The following is a 24,291-nucleotide window of genomic DNA, read 5'->3' as shown; positions in this document are numbered from 1 at the left end:
GTAGACTGCAGCCTTCAACAGTGACAAGTCCCATCATAAAAAGAGAGTTGATTATGGCCAGACCGCGTTTTCTCCCCGACAACATGACCCTGTGTCTGATTGCAGTGGTGATCGCCGCCAGTGTGTTTCCGGTCAGCGGTGAGGCCGCGGTGGCTTTTGATTGGCTGACTAACGCGGCCATTGCGCTGCTGTTCTTTATGCATGGCGCCAAGCTATCCCGCGAGGCGATCGTTGCTGGCATGGGCCATTGGCGTCTGCACTTGCTGGTGTTTGGCTGTACCTTCTTGCTGTTTCCGCTGCTGGGGCTGGGCCTCAAGCCGGTGTTGTTACCGTTGGTTGGCGATGAGCTTTATCTGGGCATTCTGTTCCTTTGCGCCTTGCCGGCTACGGTGCAATCGGCCATCGCCTTCACCTCGCTGGCGCGCGGTAACGTTGCCGCCGCCGTGTGCAGCGCGGCTACCTCAAGCTTGCTGGGCATCTTTGTAACGCCGCTGCTGGTGCTGTTGATGATTGGCGCGCAGGCTGGCGATTCCAATACGCTGGATGCCATCGGCAAAATCGTAGTGCAGTTGCTGCTGCCCTTTATCGCCGGTCAGATCGCCCGTCGCTGGATTGGTGAGTGGGTCACGCGCAATAAGGCTTGGCTGAAGTCGGTGGATCAAGGCTCTATTCTGTTGGTGGTATTCGGTGCCTTTAGTCATGCGGTAGTGGAGGGGATCTGGCAGCAGGTGCCACTAGTGCAATTGGCTGGACTGGTGGTGGCGTGTTGTCTGCTGCTGGCGCTGGTACTGTTTATCGTCGCCTTTCTCGCCCGCCGCGCTGGCTTTAATACCGAGGACCGCATCACCATTCTGTTTGCCGGTTCGAAAAAGAGCCTAGCGACCGGTGTGCCCATGGCGCAGGTGTTGTTTGCCGGTGGCGCTATCGGCGCGCTGATTCTGCCGCTGATGCTGTTTCATCAGATTCAGTTGATGGTCTGTGCGGTATTGGCGGAGCGCTATGCGCGGCGACCTGAAGTGGCGGAGCCGCTAGCTGAGGTGTGAGCTGCCGTTAAAGTGCTAAATCCGCAAGGGCTGCCCATGTTGTATGGCGGCCCTTTTTATTGCCGAGTGATTACTCGCTTTCTGCCCGATAGCGCTCTGCCTCGCCAGTCAACCAATCACGAAACACCAGCAGCGCGGCCGACTCTGCCTTGCGTTCAGGGATAACCAAAAAATAACTGTTGGTGCTGTCGAAGCTGCGCTCGCAAGGGCTGATCAGGCGACCATCGGCCAGCTCCTGACGGATCAAGAAAGGCGGAATCAGCGCCACACCCAAGCCATGCATGGCCGCCTGCGCTAGCATGGAGAATAGCTCCAGCCGCGTGCCGTTCAGGTCGTGCTCAACGCGCATCTCGACTGCTGCGAACCATTGTCGCCAGGCGTAAGGCCGGGTTGTTTGCTGCAGTAGTGGCAAGTTAGCAATCTGCTCTGGGCTGAGCTGCTGTTGCGGCGCAATCAGCGCCGGACTGCACACCGGGATCGGCGACTCTTTCATCAAAAAATGCGTTTGCGTACCTGACCACTCGCCGTCACCAAAATAGATGGCAGCGTCGAACTCGGTATCCGCGAATAGAAAGGGGCGGGTGCGGTTAGTCAGGTTAACGGTAATTTGCGGATGCTGTTTAAGAAAGCCGCCGAGGCGTGGTAATAGCCATTGGGTTCCAAAGGTAGGCACCAACGCTAGCTCTAATGTGGCGGTGCCCTGATTGCCCATTACCGACAGGGTGTCGCGTTCAACGGCATCCAAGCGGCTGGCAATACGCCGGCTGTAGGTTTGCCCGGCATCGGTCAGCTTGACTCCGCGCCGCGTGCGGCGGAATAACTGGATGTCGAGAAACTCTTCCAGGTTGGCTATCTGCCGGCACACCGCGCTCTGGGTCAGCGACAGCTCTTCCGCCGCCTTGGTAAAGCTTTCGTGGCGGGCAGAGGACTCAAAACAGATAAGGGCTTGAGTTGGCGGAATTTTGCGGCGCATGGTCTATGCTGTCCTGATCATTAAAAGCCTTGAGTATCGCCTTGGCGCTATTCTCGGAATGCTTAAAAATTGAGCTTAAAGACGAGTTTTGCCGAATATCGCTGTTTCGGAATTCCAATTTAGCACAGGTTGTTGCAAAAAAGACGGTTGTTGCCCCCAGCCAGTCTGGTTAGCATCCATGTCATTCCACGCCCCGCTGGCCGGGTCGTTCCACCCAATAATTCAGATTGGAGTTTTCATGTCCGCATCCAAAGCAAGTTTCAACTGGGAAGATCCATTGTTGCTAGACCAGCAACTGACTGAAGAAGAGCGCATGGTGCGTGACACTGCACGTCAGTACTGCCAGGACAAGTTGATGCCTCGGGTACTCAACTCGTTTCGTAACGAGCAGACCGATGTTGAGATCTTCCGTGAAATGGGTGATCTAGGCCTGTTGGGTGCAACGATTCCGGAAGAATACGGCGGAAGCGGACTGAATTACGTGTGCTACGGCCTGATTGCCCGTGAAGTGGAGCGTGTAGATTCCGGTTACCGCTCAATGATGAGCGTGCAGTCATCCTTGGTGATGGTGCCAATCAACGAGTTTGGTACTGAAGAGCAGAAGCAGAAGTATCTGCCCAAGCTGGCGTCTGGTGAGCACGTCGGCTGCTTTGGTCTGACCGAGCCGAACCACGGTTCTGATCCGGGTTCCATGATCACTCGCGCACGTACCACTGAAGGCGGTTATCTGCTGAAAGGCGCCAAGATGTGGATCACTAACAGCCCCATCGCTGACGTCTTTGTGGTCTGGGCAAAAACCGACGACGACGTGATTCGCGGTTTCATCCTGGAAAAAGGCTGGAAAGGCCTGAGCGCGCCAGCGATCAAAGGTAAGGTTGGCCTGCGTACCTCCATCACCGGTGAAATCGTGATGGAAGATGTATTCGTACCGGAAGAAAACATGTTCCCGCACGTTACCGGCCTGAAAGGTCCGTTTACCTGCTTGAACTCTGCCCGTTACGGTATCTCCTGGGGCGCTCTGGGTGCTGCCGAGTTCTGCTGGCACACCGCTCGCCAGTACACCATGGACCGCATGCAGTTTGGCCGTCCGCTGGCGCAAACCCAGCTGGTACAGAAGAAACTGGCTGATATGCAGACCGAAATCACGCTGGCGCTGCAAGGCTGCCTGCGTTTGGGCCGCATGAAGGACGAAGGCACCGCAGCGGTAGAAATCACTTCTATCATGAAGCGTAACTCCTGCGGTAAATCGCTGGATATCGCCCGCGTTGCCCGCGACATGCTGGGCGGCAACGGTATCTCCGACGAGTACGGCGTAATCCGCCACGTGGTTAACCTGGAAGTGGTTAACACCTACGAAGGCACCCACGACGTACACGCGCTGATCCTTGGCCGTGCGCAGACCGGTTTGCAAGCGTTCTTCTAAGCCGCGCTACGGCGTGTAGCTAACCATTGGCCGGCGTTGCGCTGGGTTGATGGTGGTCATCTGATCAGGGGTCGTCGGCATTTGCCTGCGGCCCCTTTTCGTAACAGCTCTACTGCTTTTTCCAATAGGTGTTGATATGTCTGGTGCACTCGCCGGCCTCAAGGTGCTCGATCTTTCCCGCGTATTAGCCGGCCCCTGGGCCGGACAGATGCTGGCTGACCTGGGCGCTGATGTGGTCAAGGTTGAGCGGCCTGAGGTGGGCGACGATACCCGTGCCTGGGGGCCGCCTTACCTGCAGGATGCGGACGGCCGCGATACCTCTGAGGCTGCATATTTCTTGTCGGCGAATCGCAACAAACGCTCTATCACCATCGACTTTACTCAGGCGGCAGGTCAGCAGCAGGTGCGTGAATTGGTTGCTGAGGCCGATGTGCTGATTGAGAACTTCAAGGTAGGCGGTTTGGCCGCCTATGGACTGGATTACGCCAGTCTGCAGCAGCTTAATCCGCGTTTGATCTATTGCTCTATTACCGGCTTCGGCCAGACTGGGCCATACGCGAAACGGGCAGGTTACGATTTTATGATTCAGGCCATGGGCGGCCTGATGAGTGTGACAGGCAAGGCAGCGGATGAAGAGGGCGGTGGGCCGGTCAAAGTGGGTGTGGCGCTGACCGATATTCTCACCGGTCTGTACGCCAGTAATGCGGTATTGGCCGCACTGGCTGAGCGCGAGCGTAGCGGGCAGGGGCAATATATTGATCTGGCGCTGCTGGATGTACAGGTGGCTTGCTTAGGCAATCAGGCGCTCAATTACCTCACCACCGGTGTGCCGCCCCAGCGGCTCGGTAACGCGCATCCGAATATTGTGCCTTATCAGGATTTCCCGACCGCTGATGGCGATTTTATTCTTACGGTGGGTAACGACGGCCAGTTCCGACGCTTTTGCGAAGTGGCTGGCCATCCGGAGTGGGCCAGTGATGCGCGCTTCGCCAGCAATGCGCAGCGCGTCGCGCATCGCGCTGAGCTGGTTCCGTTGATCCGACAGGCCACGGTGTTTCGCACCACCGCCGAGTGGATCATCGCGCTGGAGCAGGCCGGTGTGCCCTGCGGGCCGATCAACGATCTGGCGCAAGTGTTTGATGACGCGCAGATCAAAGCACGCGGGGTGCAGATCAGTCTGCCGCATGCGCTGTCTGGCGAAGTGAAACTGGTCGCCAGCCCGATACGCTTATCGCGCACGCCGGTGGAATACCGCAGCGCGCCGCCGCTGCTCGGTGAGCACAACGCGGAAGTGCTCGCCGACTGGCTTGGCGGTACGGCAAAGCGCTGATTAGGCTCTGTTGCTAGTGCTTCGGTGAGCGCTCGCGACGCTGCGAGCGGGCCAAACGCACGCTTTCTTGCTGGCTCTGGTCTAACACTTCCTGCACGTAACTGATGTGTTCGCTAGCCAGGCGGCGCGCCTCATCGGCACGCCCCTGCATGATAGCCTCAAACAATGCGCCATGCTGCGTGACCAGCATGCGGCGGCTTTCTTCGCGCAATGCATACATGCCGCCAATATTGGTCACCACATTGCGCTTGAGCAGATCGAACAGACCGCGAATGGTGTGCAGCAACACGATGTTGTGGCTGGCCTCGGCAATGGCCAGGTGAAAGCGCGCATCGGCCGCGCCTTCCTCCGTTCGGCTTGCTTTACTATCAGCGGCATAGCATGCCTGCAGCTTGTCATAAGCCGTTTGCAGGTGTTCACGATCCAGTTCGGTGGCGCGCATCGCAGCGTAATAGGCGCAGTCGGCTTCCAGCGTATGGCGAAATTCCAGTAAGTCGCGCTGCGCTTCCGGGCGACCTTCCAGCAGGCCCAGCAGCGGATCGCTAAAGCTGGAGCCCAGCGTTTCACTCACATAATTACCGCCACCCTGACGGCTGATCAGCAACCCCTTGGCAACCAGCTTCTGTACCGCTTCGCGCAGCGACGGGCGCGACACGCCAAACTGCTCGGCCAGCGCGCGCTCTGCCGGCAGGCGTTCCCCCGGCTGCAGCGCACCTTCAAGAATCATGGTTTCCAGCTGTTCGACGATGTTGTCAGACAGTCGCCGCTGACGAATTTGACCCACTTCCATGCCTGTTCCTTTTGGTCTTACCAATCTGCGAATTCTGTCTGGCTTGAGCGCGTTGAGCAAGCCTTGGGCTAAACCCCATATACCAAAGTCTACATTCACAAGTTTGACAGCGAGCTGATGCTTTTTTAATCTGACTGCCCTGAATTGTAAATTGGTATTACCAATTTACGTAAGCCACTGCAGAACAACAACTAGAAACCCCTACAGGAGCTCCCCATGTCATCTGGATTTCTGGCCTTGCTGGCCTTCACTCCCATCTTGCTGGCGAGCATTTTACTGGTGGGGCTGCGCTGGCCTGCGCGGCGCGCCATGCCGCTGGTGTATCTGGTCAGTGCGCTGATCGCGCTGTACGGCTGGGAAATGAGCTTCAACCGAGTAATGGCCTCTACCCTGCAGGGGCTGGTGGTCACGCTCGGGCTGCTGTGGATCATCTTCGGTGCCATCTTGCTACTCAATACGCTTAAACACTCTGGTGGCATCGCTGTGATCCGCGCGGGCTTTACCACCATCAGCCCTGATCCGCGTATCCAGGCGATCATCATTGCCTGGCTGTTTGGTTGCTTCATTGAGGGTGCCTCCGGTTTTGGTACTACAGCTGCCATTGCCGCGCCGCTGTTGGTCGCCATTGGCTTCCCGGCCATGGCGGCGGTGTTGATGGGCATGTTGGTACAAAGCACGCCAGTGTCCTTTGGCGCGGTGGGCACACCGATTGTGGTGGGCATTACCACCGGGCTGGATAACGCCACCATCAGCCAGCAGCTGATTGCCAACGGCTCCAGCTGGGAGGCCTACCTGCAACTGATCACCAGCCAGGTCGCCATCATCCATGCGCTGGTGGGCACTATCATGCCGCTCATTATGGTCATCATGCTGGTGCGCTTCTTCGGCCGGGAGAAGAGCTGGCGTGCGGTGTTTGAGGTGCTGCCTTTTGCGTTGTTTGCTGGCCTGGCGATGACTATTCCCTATGTGTTGACCGGCATCTGGCTGGGCCCGGAGTTTCCCTCGCTGGTCGGCGGCCTGGTCGGTCTGGCTGTGGTTACCACCGCGGCGCGTGCCGGTTTTCTGGTGCCCAAAAATATCTGGTCGTTTGCGGACCGCAAGGACTGGCCTGCGGAGTGGATAGGCACCATCGAAATGAAGCTCGATGAGCTGACCGCTCGCCCTATGAGCAGCTTTCGGGCATGGCTACCTTACCTTTTGGTTGGCGTCATTCTAGTAATCAGCCGTGTGTTCCCCGAGGTTACTGCGCTGTTCAAGTCGATCTCGTTCAGCGCAAACGATCTGCTGGGCGAGGCGGGCGTTAGCGCTGGCGTTCAGCCGCTCTACCTGCCGGGCGGCATTTTGGTGATGGTCGTGCTGATGACCTTCTTTTTGCACCGCATGCAGCTGCGTGACCTGGGTAATGCGGTCAAGGAGTCGGGTGGTGTATTGCTGAGTGCCGGCTTTGTGCTGCTGTTTACCGTGCCTATGGTGCGTATCCTGATTAACTCAGGCGTTAACGCGGCCGATCTGCCCAGCATGCCGATTGTGATGGCACGCTATGTTGCAGACAGTGTGGGCGGCATCTATCCGCTGTTTGCCCCCTCTATTGGCGCGCTGGGTGCTTTCCTCGCTGGCTCCAACACGGTATCCAACATGATGTTCAGCCAGTTCCAGTTTGGCGTTGCTCAGAACCTGGGGCTGTCGACGGCATTGGTCGTAGCGGGTCAGGCCATTGGCGCCGCAGCGGGTAACATGATTGCGATTCACAACGTGGTCGCCGCATCGGCTACTGTCGGCTTGCTGGGGCGTGAAGGTACTACGCTACGCCGCACCATCTGGCCGACGCTTTACTATGTGCTGGCCACGGGACTGATCGCGCTGTTTGCGGTTTATGTGCTCAACGTCAGCGATCCGCTGCTGGCCGGCTGAAGCCCAGTTTGAGCGCGCCCCGGTCCTAACCGGGGCGTTTGCCGTACAAGTGAACACGGGACACCCACATGATCATTTCTGCTTCTACCGATTACCGTGCTGCTGCCAAGCGCCGTTTGCCGCCGTTCCTATTTCATTACATCGATGGCGGCGCTTACGCCGAGTACACGCTCAAGCGCAACGTTGACGACCTAGCTGCCATCGCGCTGCGTCAGCGGGTGCTGAACAATATGTCCGAGTTGAGCCTGGAGACGCAGTTGTTTGGCGAGACCCTGGCCATGCCGGTCGCGCTCGCACCGGTCGGTTTGACCGGCATGTACGCACGCCGGGGTGAGGTGCAGGCAGCCCGTGCGGCGGACGCCAAAGGCATTCCCTTTACCCTGTCTACGGTATCGGTTTGCCCGATTGAAGAGGTCGCGCCGGCCATTCAGCGGCCCATGTGGTTCCAGCTCTATGTGCTGAAAGATCGCGGCTTTATGAAGAACGCTCTGGAGCGCGCCAAAGCGGCAGGCGTAACCACTCTGGTGTTTACTGTTGATATGCCCGTGCCGGGCGCGCGTTACCGTGATGCGCATTCGGGTATGAGCGGCCCCAATGCTGCGTTACGCCGCATGCTCCAGGCGTTTACTCATCCACGTTGGGCGCTGGACGTAGGGCTGCTCGGCAAGCCGCACGACCTGGGCAATATCTCGGCCTATCGCGGTAACCCAACCGGGCTGGCGGATTACATCGGCTGGCTGGGCGCTAATTTCGACCCGTCCATCTGCTGGAAAGATCTGGAATGGATTCGCGAATATTGGGACGGCCCCATGGTGATCAAAGGCATTCTCGATGCCGATGATGCGCGTGATGCCGTGAGCTTTGGTGCCGACGGCATTGTGGTCTCCAACCACGGCGGCCGTCAGCTCGACGGCGTGCTTTCCACTGCCCGCGCACTGCCAGCGATTGCCGACGCAGTAAAAGGCCAGATCAAAATCTTTGCTGACTCCGGCGTGCGCACCGGGCTGGATGTCGTGCGCATGTTGGCGCTGGGTGCCGATTGCGCAATGCTCGGTCGCGCCTTTATCTATGCGCTGGCTGCTGATGGTGAAGCCGGGGTAGCGAACTTGCTGGATCTGATCGACAAGGAAATGCGCGTCGCCATGGTGCTCACCGGCGCCAAGACGATAGCGGATATCAATACCGACATGCTGGTACGTGCCTTATGAGCGCTGTAAACACCCCCCAACGTAGCGCGTTGCTGGAGCACTTTCAGGCCCTGGTGGGGCAGCGTCACGTGCTGACCGGCGATCAGCAGACCCGCCGGTTTCGCAAGGGTCATCGCACGGGTGAAGGTCAGGTGTTGGCGGTGGTGCAACCGGGCACGTTGCTGGAGCAATGGCAAGTATTGCAGGCGGCAGTGGCCGCCGATTGCATCGTCATCATGCAGGCCGCCAACACCGGCCTGACCGGCGGCTCCACGCCGGATGGCGACAACTACGAGCGCGATATTGTGCTGATCAGCACCCGACGCTTGGATGGCGTGCAACTGGTTAATCAGGGCGAGCAGGTGGTGTGTTTGCCCGGTGCCACGTTGGATCGGCTGGAACGGGAGCTGGCGCCGCTGGGCCGCGAGCCTCATTCGGTGATTGGCTCCTCCTGTATCGGCGCCTCGGTGCTCGGCGGTGTGTGTAATAACTCCGGCGGGGCCCTGGTACGCCGTGGCCCGGCGTACACCGAGCTGGCGCTCTATGCGCAGGTGCAGGCTGATGGCAGCCTCACGCTGGTTAACCACTTGGGTATCGAGCTGGGCGACAGCCCGGAAGAGATGCTTACCCGCCTACAGAAGGCTGACTACAGCCCCGCTGCGGTGCGCAATGAGGCCGCGCGTGCCTCGGACGCCGGCTACTCCGAACACGTGCGCGATGTGGATGCCGATACCCCGGCGCGTTTCAATGCCGATCCCTCGCGGCTGTTTGAAGCCTCGGGTTCTGCCGGCAAGCTGTGCCTGTTTGCCGTGCGGCTGGATACCTTCGTAAAGGAGGCCAGCACCGTGTTCTACATCGGCAGCAATGATCCGCAGGATCTGACCGAGCTGCGTCGCTACCTGCTGACCAGTCTGCCGAGCCTGCCCATCGCCGGTGAGTACATCCACCGCACCGCCTTCGACATTGGCGAGCGCTACGGCAAGGATACTTATCTGGTTATCGACCGCTTTGGCACCGCACGTGTACCCACCGCTTTTGCGCTCAAGAGCCGCGTTGATGGGCTATTTGAACGAGTGGGGTTGCGTGGCGTTAGCGACCGCATTATCCAGAAAATCATGGACTTGCTGCCCAGCCACTTGCCAGCGCGCATGCGCGAATACCGCGATCGTTACGAGCATCACCTGCTGCTGCGCGTCTCTAACGACACCGCCGCGCAGACGCGGGAGCACCTCAGCAGCTTTTTCGCCGGACGTGACAGTGGCAGTTACTTTGAGTGCGATGAAGACGAAGGCCGCCGCGCCTTTCTGCACCGCTTCGCCATCGCCGGCGCCGCTATCCGTTACCGCGAAGTGCACCGAAAAGACGTAGAAGACATAGTCGCGCTGGACATCGCCCTGCGCCGCAACGACCGCGAGTGGGTGGAAACCCTGCCGCCCGAGCTAGAACAGGACATGGTGCACAAGCTGTATTACGGCCACTTCTTCTGCCACGTCTTCCATCAGGATTACATCGTACGCAAAGGCGTCGACCCGCTCGCCATGGAGCACCGCATGTGGGCGCTGCTGGACGAGCGCCGCGCCGAATACCCCGCCGAGCACAACGTCGGCCACCTTTACGTGGCCAAACCTGCGCTGGCCGACTTCTACCGTGAACTCGACCCAACCAACAGCTTCAATCCGGGTATTGGCCATACGTCACGGCAGCGCGGCTGGGGTGAGTGTTGTGGTGGGCATGAGGGGGAGGCGGGTTGAGAGTTGTTGGTGCTTTAGGCGACGGCCCTGTTTTCTGTCTGCCCACATTAAAGATCGGCATGATCGGCTGAAAGAAATACGGTAAAACTATGTAAAATGTAGCCCAGGAGCTACATTTTACGGTCTATATCTATTTTTTGATGCTCAAGGGCTACAAATGACAACCCTCTACGACGTTTCCGCAATGCTCAAACAGGCGCGACGCGATGCGAACCTAAGCCAGGAAGCTTTGGCCCGCAGTGCCGGCGTATCGCGTTCAACAGTGGCGCGTATGGAAACAATGGCCAAGGGCGATATGAGCGTTTCTGCTTTGGTTCGTTTGCTGGAAGCGGCCGGATGCGAACTGAAGCTAATTAAGATCGGCCATCAGCGTACGATTGAAGACATCCTTGAAGAGCAGCGATCAGGGCAAGGCTAAGCCAATTAGACACTGAGCCGAATAATCGGCATTATCAGCTCATGTAATGAGCCGAATAGATTCGCTAATCGGCTCACAGATGAGCGAATCTATGACCGACCCTCTCTGGATCTGGCAGCAACCTGACTGGCCGCGCTTCACCTGGCAAGCTGAACCGCTTGCTCCGCTGCTGCGCGCCTGTACCCAGGCGCAAGGTCGGCTGATCGGCATGCTTGGTGCGGTCGGCAATGACACAGAAGCGCAAAGCAGCCTCGATGCCATGCTGCAGAACATCGTTACCTCATCCGCTATCGAAGGCGAACAGCTGAATGTCGGCTCAGTACGCTCCTCTCTGGCAAAGCGACTGGGAGTAAGCGAGGAGGGCCGAACCACTGCGCGCTCAGAAGGCTTGGCGCAATTGCTGCTCGATGCCACGCAGGCACATCAGCAGCCATTAGACCTGGAGCGGCTATACGCTTGGCACCGCTGGTTATTCCCAGACGACGACAGCCTTATGGCACGTCCGCTGCTCATTGGCGCGCTGCGTGGTGATGAGCCCATGCAGGTTGTTTCCGGGCGTCTCGACCGCCCCACCGTGCACTTTGAAGCGCCACCCCGCGCCGGGCTTGAACAGCAACTGGCCGATTTTCTGGATTGGTTCGAGCGCAGCCGCAGCGACGCCAGCCTCGACCCCTTGCTACGCGCCGGCATCGCCCATTTCTGGTTCGTAACCCTGCATCCCTTCGATGACGGTAACGGCAGGCTTACCCGCGCCATAACCGACCTGGCATTGGCTCAGGGAGAGCATCAAACCATCCGTTTTTACGCCATGTCTGCCAGCATCCTCGACGACCGCGCCGGTTATTACCGCATTCTGGAAGCCAGCCAGAAAGGCCCGCTGGATATCACCGCCTGGCTGCAATGGTTTCTCGCCACGCTACTCAACAGCCTGGAACAGGCGCTTGCCCGCATCGATCGCGTGCTGACCAAAGCGCGCTTCTGGCAAACGCATCGCAGCCAAACCTTTAGCGCTGAGCAGACCAAAGTGCTGAACCGCCTGCTCGATGGAGGCGAACGCGGTTTTGAGGCAGGTATTAGTGCTGCTCAATACCAAGCCGTAGCCAAGGTATCCAAAGCAACAGCCACACGCCACCTGATCGACCTCGTAGCGAAAGGCTGCATCGTTCGGCTGCCTGGCGGTGGGCGCAGTACTCGCTATCAGGTAAACAGCGCAGGCAATGTTCCAACCTAAAGTGCTCGACGACGCAGCCTCCTGGCTAATGGCTGCAATATTATCGTGCTATCAAACTAAATTTAGGTACTATCCAGTTAAACCGGGTTCGTTAAATCAGGCCACGCATTTCAGGCCAGTTGACTCAGAATAACCGAAGGATAGGAAATGGATTTCTCTCCCATCATCGCGCCGCTATGGGGCATGCTCGGCTGGTTTATCCCAGCGGTGCTGCTCATCAGCCTGCTCAAGTCGCCTTGGTTCAAGGGCTATATCGGTGAACTGTTGGTGCGGCTATTCGCGCATTTGCAGTTGGATAAGCAGGTCTACCGCCGCCTGCATAACGTCACCCTGAATACCCCAGACGGCACCACGCAGATCGACCACGTTTTTCTCTCGCCCTACGGCATCTTTGTGTTGGAAACGAAGAACATGAGCGGCTGGATTTTTGGTAGCGAAAAACAGGCCCAGTGGACGCAGAAGCTTTACAAGCGCACCTTCAAATTCCAGAACCCACTGCGGCAAAACTACAAACACCTCAAAGCGATGGAAGCCACGCTGGGCCTTAACCCCCAGCACCTGCACTCGGTGAGGGTTCTACCCCGTTTCCACGGACGGTTATAAAACAGCTAAGAGCTTTTGATCCTGCGCAGCAACTCTACGTCGCATCCTAGGATTATGGAACCGCTCGATGTATTCAAATAGGTCTGCTCTTGCCTCGTCTTGAGTACGGTAACGTCGGTGATGTACTCGCTCTCGCTTCAGCATCCCAAAGAAGCCCTCACAGGCGGCATTATCGCCACAGTGGCCAACGGCACTCATGCTGCTGACTAACCGATTGCTGCCCAGATAACGCTGGTAATCGCCGCTGGTGAACTGCGTACCCCTGTCTGAGTGCAGTATCACCGGGGTTTCGCCCTGGCGTTGCCACACAGCCATTTGAACAGCTCTGATTACCATCTGCCGATCCTGTCTGTGATGCATGGACCAGCCCACAATCAGCTTACTGAACAGATCCAGGACCACGCATAGATACAGTTTTCCTTCCTGAGTGGAGATCTCCGTAATATCCGTGACCCACTTGGTATCAGGCTCAAGCGCTGAGAAGTCCCGCTGTAGATGGTTTTGAATACCCTGTGGCCGACTCGACGCTCGCCCCATTCGTCCCCGCTTTTTGCGAGGCCACCCCTGGATACCGTGCTTAGCCATTAGCCTTGCAACCCGATTCAGGCTCGTAGAAGTGCCTTCGGCAGCCAGGTCTTCATGCATCCGGGGCGAACCAATCATGCCACCACTATCATCATGAATCTCTCTGATTCGCGACAACAGATGCTGATTAGCCATAGCCCTGCTGGATAGAGGTCGAGATGCCCAGGCGTAATAACCGCTGGCCGAGACCTTCAGGCATCGACACATAAGGCGTATCGGGAAAAGACTGCGACAGCGTTGAATCGCCTGATACCTCAGGACGACTCCTTTGCAAAGAACACTGCCGCTTCGCGCAAAAAATCGCGCTCCTTTTTTACCCGCGCCAGTTCGCGTTTCAGATTGGCAAGCTCCTCGTCACGAGGCGTACCAGAGCCCTTGAACGCTTTGCTTGGCACATCGTCCGCTTCACGGACCCACCGCGACAACAAATTGGGGTTAATGCCAATCTCTAAGGCCACCTGACGACAGTTGGTACCAGGCTGGCGAGATAGCGCGATGGCTTCGCGCTTGAATTCAGGGCTGTATTTTCTGCGTTTGGACATGAACACTCCTTTGGCACATTGTGCCTCTTTTCAAGAGTGTCCGCAGTAACGGGGTAGAACCCTGATCACCTTTGTTGGTGGTAGCACTTTCAAAACCGAGCTGCCCGCCAACGTGACCCAGGGCATCGGCTTTATTCGCTATATCAAGTCATTCCAGCAACGCGTATTCAGCGAAGCGGAAGTCGACACCATGCTCAAAGCCCTGCAAACCGGCCGCCGCGCACCCAGCCTTGCCACACACCGCGAGCATGTGCAGAACCTCAAGCGGCGTAGCGATCCGACAGCCGAGCGGCAATGTCCGAAATGTGGCAGTGCGCTATTGATCCGGACTGCGAAGTCAGGGGAGAAGGCTGGGCAGCAGTTTTGGGGGTGTTCGGGGTTTCCTAAGTGCAGAACTATGCGGTCTCTCTGGGAGGAATAGCAGTGGAAGGATCAAGTAGTGCTCGAAAAGGTAATGAATCTGTTGCTTTCTTCCCAAATATCGAGTTTTCCCTCGATAGGAGGTGTGAGAAAGGTCGGCATAAATGGGCGTTTCAAACTGCTTGGAATTTATATGGTAAGGGGAGTCAGGGTGCTGCCAGTACAGTATTAGGAAGTAAGGTTGTACTTAACCCCACCCCGTTGTCTAAGTGGCGGCTCCTTAAAGAAAATCTTTCCTTTTGTAGAATTTATTTGATTGGAAATATAGTGAGCTAATGGAGAGTGATATGGAAAATACCGCTTCCTCAGATATTTTAAATATGTGCCGTAAGCTTGCTCTTAGTGACGCGAATGAAGCAGCTACGCGCCTAAGAGTAATAGACCGTGTTTTGCGAGAGGTTCTTGGGTGGTTAGATGAAGATATCTATCCGGAGGAGCATGTTACTGAAGATGCCGCTACAACTTACTCAGATTATATACTTCGCACGGCAAATACCGCCATAGTTGTAGAGGCGAAAAAAATAGGAGCGGCATTTTCTGTAGAGCCAGGAAAGCGAAGAGAAAAGCTCTCAAATCGCTTTCTGCAAAGCGAACTTGGAGAGGCGATCATTCAAGCTAGAGATTACGCGCGTAAATTTGGTATAGATTACGCTGTGGCTACCAATGGTGCGGTTTGGGCGGTGTTTGCAGCGCAGAGACACGATCAGGTTAAATTTAATGACTCTACAGTCCAGGTTTTTTGGTCGCTAGAAGATGCGTTAAGCGAAAGTTATCAAGAGTTTCATGATCTGCTTAGTCGAGGCGCGGTTATTTCGGGTAGTCTAGAATCGGTATTGCTAGGGCGTGTTGAGAATCAAATAGAAAATAGAAAGTTAGGGAATTTTTTCTCAACTAATGCGCGTGGGACTCGTAATAATCCGATTTTTCCCTTGATAGAAAGTGAAGTAAATTTGGCGTTTTCTGATTCAATTTCGCTTCTAGAAAGTGATTCTTTTGAGCGGTGTTATGTTGCCACCCCCGAAACTTTAAAATTTGATCATAAGATAAGAATGAATGTGGCAAAAAGGGATGCTGTCGTCGGTGGTGGTATGTTGAGAGCGATGAAAGAAGCTGATTCCAAGCTTATTGAAGGGAAGTTTCGTGATCGAGCGTTGAATGTTCGGTCAGCAGCTCTTGGCGGTAAGCCTCTCGCTATTTTAATTCTGGGTACGCGGCGTTTTGCAAGGTAGTTGTCGCGTCAGCCGTGTTTTTAAGCTGCTATTTTCACTGCCGGCTGCTCCCTCTCTGGGTTGAGTGTGACGGCGCCGATAGGTTGCCAATTTCGCGTTGCACCTGACCAGCGATGAGGGTGTCTATGACGGGCTTGCTGGTACAGCACATGACGCTTGGCCAGTACTTCTTGATCCTCGCCGCGATGGCGCTGTGCCGGGGTCACGAAGCGGATGCGGCTATGGCGGTGTTCATGGTTGTACCAGCGGATAAAGTCGCGCACCCAGCTGCGTGCGGCTTCCAAATCGGCAAAGCCATCCTGCGGCCATTGCGGGCAGTATTTCAGGGTTCTAAACAGCGATTCCGAGTAGGGATTGTCATTGCTTACACGGGGTCGTCCGCGCGACGGGGTGATGCCAAGGTCGTACAGCTTGCTCAGCAGCGTCACTGATTTCATTGGCGCACCGTTATCCGAGTGCAGCACCAGGGGTTGGCCCGCGCAGCGCTCGCCGAGCACGGTACGCTGCATCAGTCCGGCCGCCCGCTCGCCGCTTTCTTGCTCGTAAACCTCCCAGCCCACGGCCTTGCGGCTGTAGATATCCTCGATCAAGTACAGGTAGTAATACTGCCCGCGCACTGGCGATGGCAGGTAGGTGATGTCCCATGACCAGACCTGATTGCTCTTCGTTGCACTGTGCGTGGTCGGTGCGGCGTGCTTGTGCGGCGCATGACTGCGACCGCGGCGATGCTGCTGATCAGCGGCTTTCAGCACGCGGTAAAAGGTCGCCTCTGAAGCCAGGTAGCGGCCTTGATCGGCCAGCCTTGGCACGATCTGACTCGGCGGCAAGCTGGCAAATGGCGGGCTGTTACAGACCTCCAGGATGGTGCGACGCTCCTCAGCACTCAGGGCATTGCTCGGGCGCGGACGTGGCGTGGTCGTACGCACATCGGCCTGTATAACCGGTGTCAGCGCCCAGCGTTGCAGGCTGCGTAACGACAGGCCGATCTCTGCGCAGGCCACCGCCTTGCGCGCGCCAGAGGCGACGGCGTGGTTAAAGCGTTCAACGAGTTGTTGCCGTTCTGGCAGCGAGGTCAAACGTCCTCGCTGTCGTTTCCCCAGAAGGCATTCATCTTTTTTCTCAGTACCAATATGGCGGCGGTTTCCGCCAGCGCCTTGTCCTTGCGCCGCAACTCGCGCTCCAGTTCGGTAATGCGTTTCTTGTCGGCACGTGCTTGATCTCGCTCTGCCTTGAGCTGCGCTTTAGCGGACATCTGGCCCGTAATGCAGGCTTGACGCCACGCGCTGATTTGCTCGGGGTACAAACCTTTGCTGCGGCAGTATTCGCTGAGCTCGATCTCGCTCAGGGTGGCCGCATGCAATACCGCTGCGAACTTGGCTTCAGCGGGCCAGTCATCGGTGTTGTTCTTGTCTCCAGGCACTACCGCGCCTCCTGCTTTGAGCTTGGTGCGCCAAGCATACAGCGTCGCTTCGGGGACACCTTCTTGGCGAGCGAGCTCAGCTACGGAGTGGTTGAGTGGCGGGAGTAACTTGTTCAGCAGGGCAGCTTTACGCTCAGGTGAATAGCTCGACATTACAGCTCTCTTTGACGCCCCCGATCTATCGTTTTGATAAATCAGCTCAGGCGACAACTAGCCTGACACCGGGGGTACGGTAGGAGCAGGAAAAACGACTTTTCTGGGCTATATGAGGAAAGTCAAAATAAAAGATTTGTTTGTTGAGAAAGGGGTGAGTAGTTGTCCGCATTGGCTGCACTTGGATTTTTTGAACTGCCCGAGCAATATTTCGGCTAGCAATTTCATATATAAATCTTTATTGGAATATATAAATGCTAATGTTTTTCTAAAAACCAAAGAATGTGTTCGTGCAGCCTACAAAGACGAAATAGATGCTTTGAAGTCCGGACCCCTTTCTTTCGCGTCGCCAGAGAAAGTTGACGACCTGGTGTCTGAGACTTTGATGTCTGACTATAGGGCTTTGACTCCATATGTAGATAAAATTATAAGTTATGCAACTACAATGGCTCCTTTCTTTTTGGTTATCGACAACATTGACCAAATAGAAGAGGATGAGTCGCAATCTAAGCTTTTTACAGAATCTTTGGCAATTGCAAGGCGCCTTTCGCTGAATTTAATACTATGCCTTCGTCAGTCTACTTTTGCTAGGCACCGAAATTCGCCAGCAATAGACGCTTTTGACTTTGAAACAATTCAGATAGATCCGCCTAGAATCAGTACTGTCATTTCTAAGCGATTTGCTCTTGTGAAATATATGGCGTCTGGAAAGAGAGGAGAGTTTGTTGCTGAGAATGGAGCGAAAGTGAAGGTGGATGACGCATCTCAGATAGTAGACTTGCTACAAGGCTCGGTCTTGGGGACTGAGATTGGCAATAGAATTGAAGTGCTGGCCACAGAGGATATTCGACTTGCGCTAAGGATGACGCGAGAGTTTTTAGAAAGAGGGTACACAAATCCTGGGCGAGCGCTCGAGCTTTACCAAAGAACAGGGAGGTATTTGCTCCCTAAGCATGAAGCATTCAGGGCGATAATGCTCGGCACAAGCCCTGTTTACAACGAGGACTCTTCCACCATTGCAAACCCATTTGATTCACGCCTGTCTGTAAGTCAAATGCAACTTGTTAGACTGTACTTGCTCGCTGCGATAGTGGCCTGCGCTAGTGAGAATAACTTTCGTCGAATTGATGGCTCTGTTATATCGGAATGTATGAGAAAAATAGGGGTTGGCGATGGGTTTACACAGCAAGTCTTGGTGGATCTGTGTAAGCGGAGATTTATTTTTACTGCAAGCCACGGAGACCCGTCTATCGCGTCTAGTTACGTCCCTTCTAGGCTCGGAGGCTATATTGTTAAAGAGCTTATATCGAATTTTACTTTCATAGAGAATGTGATGTTTGATACATACATAGCCGATCCAAAGGTTTGGCAGGAGCTTAGGCATTTAAGCTCTGAGATTGATTCCGAGCGTAGCGTGGTGCGACGAGTTAGAATTAGAGTGCAAAGAGGACGAGTATTTTACAATTATATGCATCTTTTGCTTTCGCCCCTAGTTGAAGAAAGCAGGAAGCGCGGATTGCCAACGCATTGGTGTCATGACGTAATGCAAGAGCGAAAAAATGATTTCCGCAAAGAGTTGAAGCGTGTCTTGAGTTCAGCCAAGAGGAACTATGATCCGTCTAATAGTAAATACATGCAATCTCGTGATGATTTAGTCGAGGACGATGACTTTGGTGAGTCGACCTCCTCTGATACATGATATAGGAGCAGACGGCTTCAGATGAACGTTTATACTCAGGGCAGTAAAACCAACTCTTCCAACAGAAAGCAAGGGCAGATGAATTGATTTTGATTCAACCCCAATTGCTTCTTTAGAGGCGCTCTATCTGGGTTATCCTGCATTCCTTTGCTCCAGATACGAAAAAACCGGCTTTCGCCGGCTTTTTTCCCCTCCAACTAGATGGTCAAACCACGCCGGTCATGAGGGTTAGTTTTCGTGAGCAGTGTTATCTAATAAAAGTTTTGGCGCAAGACGGTTTGTAATTCGAGCTGTCAGTCGCTTGAGTACAGAGTGGCACGCTCAAGCTTTGCGCGGCGGAGCAGGTCAATCCTCCCACCGCTCATCCCGCCGGGTAATACACGCAGCCAACAAATCCTCCAACGACGCCTGCAATTCCTGCATAAACACATTGCTGTCCTCACCCGGTGTCAGCGCTTCACCAATCACCACATCACAGTTAAACGGCACCAGCATGGATTCGCCCTTGGGCAGAGCGCGGCCAAGGCCGTGCATGGCGATGGGGGTGACGGTGGTGCCGGGGTGGCTGCGGGCTAGGTGGTAAATACCTTTGCGCAGCGGTTGCAGTTGTTCGGCTTCGCCGCGGCTGCCTTCGGGGAAGAGCAGGAGTATTTCGTCGTTGGCGAGTGCCTGTTGGCAGAGGTCAAACACCTTTTCCTTGTCGACCTGGCTTTGCCGGTCGAGCGGGATAATGCCGATGACGTTGAGCGATAGCCAAGCGGTAAAGCGGTTGCGCAGAAAGTAATCGGCGGCGGCGACCGGGCGCACGCGGTGCAGTTGGCTGAGTGGGTAGAGCGCCATCAGCACCAGAGTGTCGAGGTGGCTGTTGTGGTTGGCAGCCAGGATCGCCGGGCCGCGTGCGGGCAGGCGCTGCACGGAGTAGATGTTGAGCCCCAGCAGCAGATACACCACGGGTTTGACCACCAGCATGAAGAACAGACGCTTGGGAAGACGCTTAAAGAATGACATGGCGGCCTCAGTAGCTGGTGTAAACAAGGAAGTGGAAGAACAGCGGCGCGGTGTACATCAGGCTGTCGATACGGTCGAGAATACCGCCGTGGCCGGGAATCAGCTGGCTGGTGTCCTTGATGCGCAGGTCACGCTTGACCGCAGAGATGGTCAGATCGCCGATAAAGCCCGCGATGCCGATCAGCAGGCCGGCGGCCAGCCCCTGCCAGAAACTCAGTGGCGTGAGCCAGGGTGCGAGTATGCCGCCCAGCAGCGTGGTGGTGGCTACGCCGCCAAGAAAACCAGCCCAGGTTTTGTTGGGGCTGATGGTGGGCACTATCTTGCGCTCGCCAAACTTCTTGCCCCAGATGTACTGCGCTACATCGTTGAACTGGGTGAGGAAGACCAGATACAGCACCAGACCGACGCCGCCACCGGAGGCGTTTTGATCCGCCGGCAACATCAGCAGGTAGGCTACGTGACTGATGGCAAATACCGTGGTCATGATCGCCCATTGATAGGAGCCAACCGCGCGGATAAAGCCCTTGGTTTCGCCCAGCATCAGCAGGCCGAAGGGGATCAGCAGGAACAGGTACACCGGAATAAACACGATGAACATGCCGTACCAATCGGTGGCAATCCAGTAATACTGCAGCGGCACCATCAGGTAGAGCGCGAGGATCAGGCGGCGGTCGGTGATGCGTACGGGCAGGATCGAGAATATTTCCCGCAGCGCGATAAAGCTGAGTAAGGCGAAGAAGATCAGCGAGGCGACCTGGCCAATCATCAGTGCGGTAAAAACCACCGCGACCATGACCCACCAGGAGTTAATGCGTTGTTTGAGTTCCAGATGCGCTTCCGGGCTGAGCCGTGAGCGCAGGCGCCACTGGGTGATAGAGGCCACCACCAGCATGGCCAGCACTACCAGCATGGCCCCAAGTGCATTGGGGGTGAGGTCGAGCATAAAGGCCAGGCCGATATCCATCTTAGTTGGCTCCACGTTGTTGCAGGCGCAGATAGGCGCCAATCAGGCGGCGCATCGCGGTCATCGCGCTACCTACCACCAGCAGGATCAAGCTAATCCAGAGCACCATGCCGTAATGGCCCCAGAAGATTTCCAATGCGGAAATCACCGCAGCCACGGTGATCAGCGCCATGCGTTGCTGCTTGGCCATCGGGCCGCGAAAATCTGCGGGCAGGCCAAGCGATACGCCCAGCACGCGAATATAGGCGGTCATAACCGCCAGTAGGGCGCCGAGCCAGGCAAGCCACATGGCGCTCGGGTAATCCGGCAGCGCAAAGCCGCAGGCGATGATCAGCAACGGATCGGCTATGCGGTCAGGCACATCGTTGAACAGCTCGCCGGCCAGCGTTTGCTTGCCACCTTCCATCGCGACCATGCCATCGAACAGGTTGCACAGCAGGCGCAATTGAATCAGCAGCGCGGCGGCCAGAAACCAAAGTGAGCGCTCGCCAGCTAACGTCTGTCCGGCCATCACCAGCGCTGCGCCGCCGCCCAGGGCAAAGACCACGCTGAGCACTGAGATCTGATTGGGCGTTACGCTGCGGCGGCTAAGCCAGGCGGCGAAGCGTCGCATCATTTGCTGATCGCGAATCTTCAAGGGGCGGCGGTTGCTGAGGTCGGTCATGGTTTACTGCTCCGAAGAACTGGCGCTGGCATCACGCGCCAGCGAAAAAGTGAGATACAGGCAATAGGCAAAGGCCAATGCGCTGGGCGGCAATATGGTGGCCCAAAGCGCGGGCGTGGCATTGGCAGTATGCGCTAGCCAGAGGGCGCTGAAGCTGACCGATACGATCAGCAACGGCGGCAGGATGACACGCAATAGAAGGCCGGGTAGGCGTGTGAATAGGGCATTGGCGCAAACAGCCATAACCAAGGTAATGAGGGCGCTGGCGGTGCCTTGTAACAGACCGGCGATCAAGGCTTCACGATGGCCCGCAGACCAGTTGGCTAGCAGCGCCCAACCACCCCAAAGTAGAAACGCCATTGCAGCGGCAGCCAGGCGGCCAGGTGCGACGGCACTCATCGCGTCTGTCCTGTTGCACAAGGCGTTGTGTGAGTCTTCAAGGGTGCTGAGAAGGTAAGCAGCAGGGAGAATAAAAAACGTTGTTCTGGCAAAAGAAGCATGCCTTGAAATCCTGTTCGATCGGCAATCAAGAGGAGCAGCTTAACGCATATGCTGAGCAGCGCACGAGTGCGCGCTGTTCAGGCTGTGACGGTCATCATGCGGTATAGAGCAATGCGGCGCGGGTTTTAACTCAGTTGAGCGTTTCGACCTGCACGTCGCCGCAGTCGCTGGCGACCCATGTGCTGGTTTCGCGGTGTTCTACTTTCACTGGGCCGTTGAGCTCTTCGCTCAGACCACCGGTGAGCTGCTCGGAAACCTGATAGGTGCCGTCACCCCGAAAGTTTGAGCGCATTTCGCGACTGCTAACCATCTGCATGTCGCCTTGCATGGTGCCGGTAAAACCCTCGGTGTTTGCGCATTCGCCGCTGAACTCCAGGCGGTCGTCAGCATTTTGCGCCACTTTAAGCTTACAGCCGGGTATCTGCTGCTGGGCGTCTGCTAATAAGGTGTCTGGATCGGTCATTTGCTGCGCCAGCTCGCTGGTAATACAGCGTTTGTGGCCTGCGGCTTCGGCATCCCCCATCATTTGTTCGACCATGGCGCGCTGTTCGGCAGGCATATTGGCGAGCATGGCCTCACGTGCTTCGCGCATTTTTTTCTGCATGTCTACGCCATTGATCAGAGTGGTGCTGTCACTGTTCCAAAGGCCGGGTTCGGGAGCGGGTTCGATGTTGGCAGCGTAGAGCGGGGCGGTTGCGGTCAGTAACAGGCAGGCGATCAGGTGATGTGGGGTGAATTTCATGTGCACTCCTTGCTTGGTCAGGTCGATTAAATGAAGTCGTATCTAACTATAGAAGCGAGGGGCGGAAACGCCATCCCGGTGTTGTGCTGTGGGCGGCAAAACCTGTGCAAAGTTGACCAAGCACTGCTTGGTCAACTTTGACGCGCCAGTAAACAAGGCTGAATTCGAGCGACTGTCGCCGGACTTCAGCTCACCACCCGATAACAAGGCACATAGTCAGCGCCGCCCGGTAGCTTCATCCGGTGCTGGCTCACAAACGCTTGGAGCAGACGATCTAGCGGCTGCATCACCTCGGCATCGCCATGAATTTCGTAAGGCCCGTACTGCTCGATACGGCGGATACCCTGATCCTTGACGTTGCCGGCGACGATGCCGGAAAAGGCGCGGCGCAGGTTGGCAGCTAGTTCGTGCGGAGGGAGGTCGCGGCTTAGTTGCAAGCTGGCCATGTTTTCATGGGTGGGATCGAAGGGACGTTGAAAACTTTCTTCGATGCGCAGCAGCCAGTTGAAGTGAAACGCGTCATGACGCTCGCGGCGGAATTGTTCTACTTCCTGCAGGCCGCGGGTCATCTGCCGTGCAACTTCAGACGGATCATCAATGATGATCTCGTAATGCTGCTGTGCGGCTTCACCTAGAGTGGCGCCAACGAATGCGTTTAACTGCTGCAAGTAAGCTTCGGCGCTTTTGGGGCCGGTGAGAATGACTGGGAAGGGCAACCCTTTGTTAGCCGGATGCATCAGAATACCGAGCAGGTAAAGAAACTCTTCGGCGGTACCGGCGCCGCCGGGGAAGATGATGATGCCGTGGCCCACGCGTACGAATGCTTCTAGACGCTTCTCGATATCCGGCAGAATAACCAGCTCGTTAACGATGGGGTTGGGCGCCTCGGCGGCAATGATGCCCGGTTCGGTGAGGCCCAGATAACGACCTTCCAGAATCCGCTGTTTGGCATGGGCGATGGTAGCGCCCTTCATCGGGCCTTTCATTACGCCCGGCCCGCATCCGGTGCAGATATCCAGACTGCGCAGGCCCAGTTCGTGGCCGACCTTTTTGGTGTACTTGTATTCTTCTGTGCTGATCGAGTGGCCGCCCCAACACACCACCATCTTCGGCTCTACCGCAGGGCGCAGCGTGCGCGCGTTACGCAATAGGTGAAACACGTAATCGGTGATGCCCTCAGAGCTGCTTAGATCGATGCGCTGGCTATCGATCTCGCTCTCGGTATACACAATGTCGCGCAGCGCGCTGAAGAGCATTTCACGGGTGCTGGCAATCATCTGGCCATCAACGAAGGCATCCGCTGGTGCGTTCAAAAGCTCCAGCCGCACGCCCCGGTCTTGCTGATGAATATGCACTTCAAAGTCATGGTAGGCCTCAAGAATCGTCTTGGCGTTATCGACATGAGCGCCGGTATTGAGGATGGCCAATGCACACTGGCGAAATAGGGTGTAGGTGCTGCCGGAGCCGGCTGCACTGAGTTGTTGTACTTCACGTTGCGAGAGCGTTTCCAGGCTGCCCTTAGGGCTGACGGACGCGTTGATAACCTTCTTTGCTGGCATGCGGTTTTCCTGAAGCGGGGTACAACCGAAATGGATATTCATCTGTTGTCTGTATTCTCCTCGGGATGCGCGGTGTAACGCAAACACTGCGCGCTTGTATGGTCCTCTACGGAAAATTTGTTGATCTTCGAACTCGTCCGCCGCA

At 56.3% G+C, this 24,291-nt stretch carries 20 protein-coding genes and 2 pseudogenes; 12 read left to right on the top strand and 10 right to left on the bottom strand.

From position 1 onward, the window contains the following. The first annotated feature begins 53 nt into the window (after positions 1-53). Positions 54-1,043, top strand: a complete 990-nt coding sequence (locus tag AC1XYH_RS14570; protein WP_483323863.1) for a bile acid:sodium symporter family protein — start codon at positions 54-56, stop codon at positions 1,041-1,043. Positions 1,044-1,113: 70 nt separating this feature from the next. Here AC1XYH_RS14570 and AC1XYH_RS14565 read toward each other — a convergent pair whose 3' ends face one another. Continuing rightward, complete coding sequence (locus tag AC1XYH_RS14565) at positions 1,114-2,016, bottom strand: LysR family transcriptional regulator (protein ID WP_483323862.1); 903 nt, start codon at positions 2,014-2,016, stop codon at positions 1,114-1,116. 238 nt (positions 2,017-2,254) lie between these two features. Between AC1XYH_RS14565 and AC1XYH_RS14560 the strand changes: the two genes are divergently transcribed. Together AC1XYH_RS14560 and AC1XYH_RS14555 are read left to right on the top strand one after the other, a co-directional pair. Continuing rightward, entirely contained in the window at positions 2,255-3,439 is a 1,185-nt protein-coding gene (locus tag AC1XYH_RS14560; RefSeq protein WP_483323861.1) for an acyl-CoA dehydrogenase, read from the top strand. Between the two features lie 136 nt (positions 3,440-3,575). Continuing rightward, positions 3,576-4,769, top strand: a complete 1,194-nt coding sequence (locus AC1XYH_RS14555; RefSeq protein WP_483323860.1) for a CaiB/BaiF CoA transferase family protein — start codon at positions 3,576-3,578, stop codon at positions 4,767-4,769. Between the two features lie 13 nt (positions 4,770-4,782). Here the strand turns inward: AC1XYH_RS14555 and AC1XYH_RS14550 are convergent, their stop codons facing one another. Then, positions 4,783-5,559: a GntR family transcriptional regulator gene (locus AC1XYH_RS14550; RefSeq protein WP_483323859.1), complete on the bottom strand. Its 777-nt coding sequence runs from the start codon at positions 5,557-5,559 to the stop codon at positions 4,783-4,785. Positions 5,560-5,775: 216 nt separating this feature from the next. On the opposite strand from AC1XYH_RS14550, the gene AC1XYH_RS14545 reads away from it, so the two are divergent. From AC1XYH_RS14545 to AC1XYH_RS14520, 6 genes and pseudogenes are all read left to right on the top strand, one after another. Next, a complete protein-coding gene (locus AC1XYH_RS14545) occupies positions 5,776-7,470 on the top strand; it encodes an L-lactate permease (protein WP_483323858.1) in 1,695 nt (564 codons plus the stop codon). 68 nt (positions 7,471-7,538) lie between these two features. Beyond that, complete coding sequence (gene lldD, locus AC1XYH_RS14540) at positions 7,539-8,678, top strand: FMN-dependent L-lactate dehydrogenase LldD (protein ID WP_483323857.1); 1,140 nt, start codon at positions 7,539-7,541, stop codon at positions 8,676-8,678. Then, on the top strand, positions 8,675-10,408 hold the full coding sequence (gene dld, locus AC1XYH_RS14535) for a D-lactate dehydrogenase (RefSeq protein ID WP_483323856.1): 1,734 nt from the start codon (positions 8,675-8,677) through the stop codon (positions 10,406-10,408). Before lldD ends, dld begins: the two co-directional genes overlap by 4 nt. Before the next feature lie 157 nt (positions 10,409-10,565). Next, positions 10,566-10,826, top strand: a complete 261-nt coding sequence (locus AC1XYH_RS14530; protein ID WP_483323855.1) for a helix-turn-helix transcriptional regulator — start codon at positions 10,566-10,568, stop codon at positions 10,824-10,826. Between the two features lie 91 nt (positions 10,827-10,917). Next, on the top strand, positions 10,918-12,057 hold the full coding sequence (locus tag AC1XYH_RS14525) for a Fic family protein (protein ID WP_483323854.1): 1,140 nt from the start codon (positions 10,918-10,920) through the stop codon (positions 12,055-12,057). A 147-nt stretch (positions 12,058-12,204) separates the two neighbouring features. Next, positions 12,205-12,627 (top strand): annotated as a pseudogene (locus AC1XYH_RS14520) (nuclease-related domain-containing protein); the annotation flags it as partial. A 27-nt stretch (positions 12,628-12,654) separates the two neighbouring features. On the opposite strand, the gene AC1XYH_RS14515 reads toward AC1XYH_RS14520, so the two are convergent. Next, a protein-coding gene (locus AC1XYH_RS14515) for an IS3 family transposase (protein WP_123891117.1) occupies positions 12,655-13,787 on the bottom strand; the annotation gives its coding sequence in 2 pieces (ribosomal slippage) (positions 12,655-13,547 and positions 13,547-13,787; 1,134 coding nt in all). 58 nt (positions 13,788-13,845) lie between these two features. Here AC1XYH_RS14515 and AC1XYH_RS14510 point away from each other — a divergent pair. After that, positions 13,846-14,208 (top strand): annotated as a pseudogene (locus tag AC1XYH_RS14510) (topoisomerase DNA-binding C4 zinc finger domain-containing protein); the annotation flags it as partial. Positions 14,209-14,494: 286 nt separating this feature from the next. Continuing rightward, positions 14,495-15,436: a hypothetical protein gene (locus tag AC1XYH_RS14505; protein WP_483323853.1), complete on the top strand. Its 942-nt coding sequence runs from the start codon at positions 14,495-14,497 to the stop codon at positions 15,434-15,436. Positions 15,437-15,456: 20 nt separating this feature from the next. Here the strand turns inward: AC1XYH_RS14505 and AC1XYH_RS14500 are convergent. After that, positions 15,457-17,009, bottom strand: a protein-coding gene (locus tag AC1XYH_RS14500; protein ID WP_169850854.1) for an IS3 family transposase whose coding sequence is annotated in 2 segments (ribosomal slippage) — positions 15,457-16,547 and positions 16,547-17,009 — 1,554 coding nt in all. Because the reading frame shifts where the segments join, the coding sequence is not laid out codon by codon here. Between the two features lie 112 nt (positions 17,010-17,121). Between AC1XYH_RS14500 and AC1XYH_RS14495 the strand changes: the two genes are divergently transcribed. Continuing rightward, positions 17,122-18,708, top strand: a complete 1,587-nt coding sequence (locus tag AC1XYH_RS14495) for a hypothetical protein (protein ID WP_483323852.1) — start codon at positions 17,122-17,124, stop codon at positions 18,706-18,708. Between the two features lie 345 nt (positions 18,709-19,053). On the opposite strand, the gene AC1XYH_RS14490 is transcribed toward AC1XYH_RS14495, so the two are convergent. From AC1XYH_RS14490 to ppnN, 6 genes are all read right to left on the bottom strand, one after another. After that, positions 19,054-19,716 (bottom strand): lysophospholipid acyltransferase family protein, encoded by a 663-nt coding sequence (locus tag AC1XYH_RS14490; protein WP_483323851.1) that lies wholly within the window; start codon positions 19,714-19,716, stop codon positions 19,054-19,056. A gap of 7 nt (positions 19,717-19,723) precedes the next feature. After that, positions 19,724-20,680, bottom strand: a complete 957-nt coding sequence (locus AC1XYH_RS14485) for a phosphatidate cytidylyltransferase (protein ID WP_483323850.1) — start codon at positions 20,678-20,680, stop codon at positions 19,724-19,726. A gap of 1 nt (position 20,681) precedes the next feature. Further along, complete coding sequence (locus AC1XYH_RS14480) at positions 20,682-21,344, bottom strand: CDP-alcohol phosphatidyltransferase family protein (protein WP_483323849.1); 663 nt, start codon at positions 21,342-21,344, stop codon at positions 20,682-20,684. Positions 21,345-21,347: 3 nt separating this feature from the next. Next, positions 21,348-21,743, bottom strand: coding sequence for a hypothetical protein (locus AC1XYH_RS14475; protein ID WP_483323848.1), 396 nt, complete (start codon positions 21,741-21,743; stop codon positions 21,348-21,350). A gap of 232 nt (positions 21,744-21,975) precedes the next feature. Next, positions 21,976-22,587: a DUF3617 family protein gene (locus AC1XYH_RS14470; RefSeq protein WP_483323847.1), complete on the bottom strand. Its 612-nt coding sequence runs from the start codon at positions 22,585-22,587 to the stop codon at positions 21,976-21,978. Between the two features lie 185 nt (positions 22,588-22,772). Then, entirely contained in the window at positions 22,773-24,146 is a 1,374-nt protein-coding gene (gene ppnN, locus AC1XYH_RS14465; protein WP_483323846.1) for a nucleotide 5'-monophosphate nucleosidase PpnN, read from the bottom strand. Positions 24,147-24,291 lie beyond the last annotated feature (145 nt).

The sequence above is a fragment of the Pseudomonas sp. GW-45 genome (genome assembly GCF_056896675.1).
Note: the sequence above shows the minus strand (reverse complement) of the source record. Positions and strands in the feature narration are given on the sequence as shown.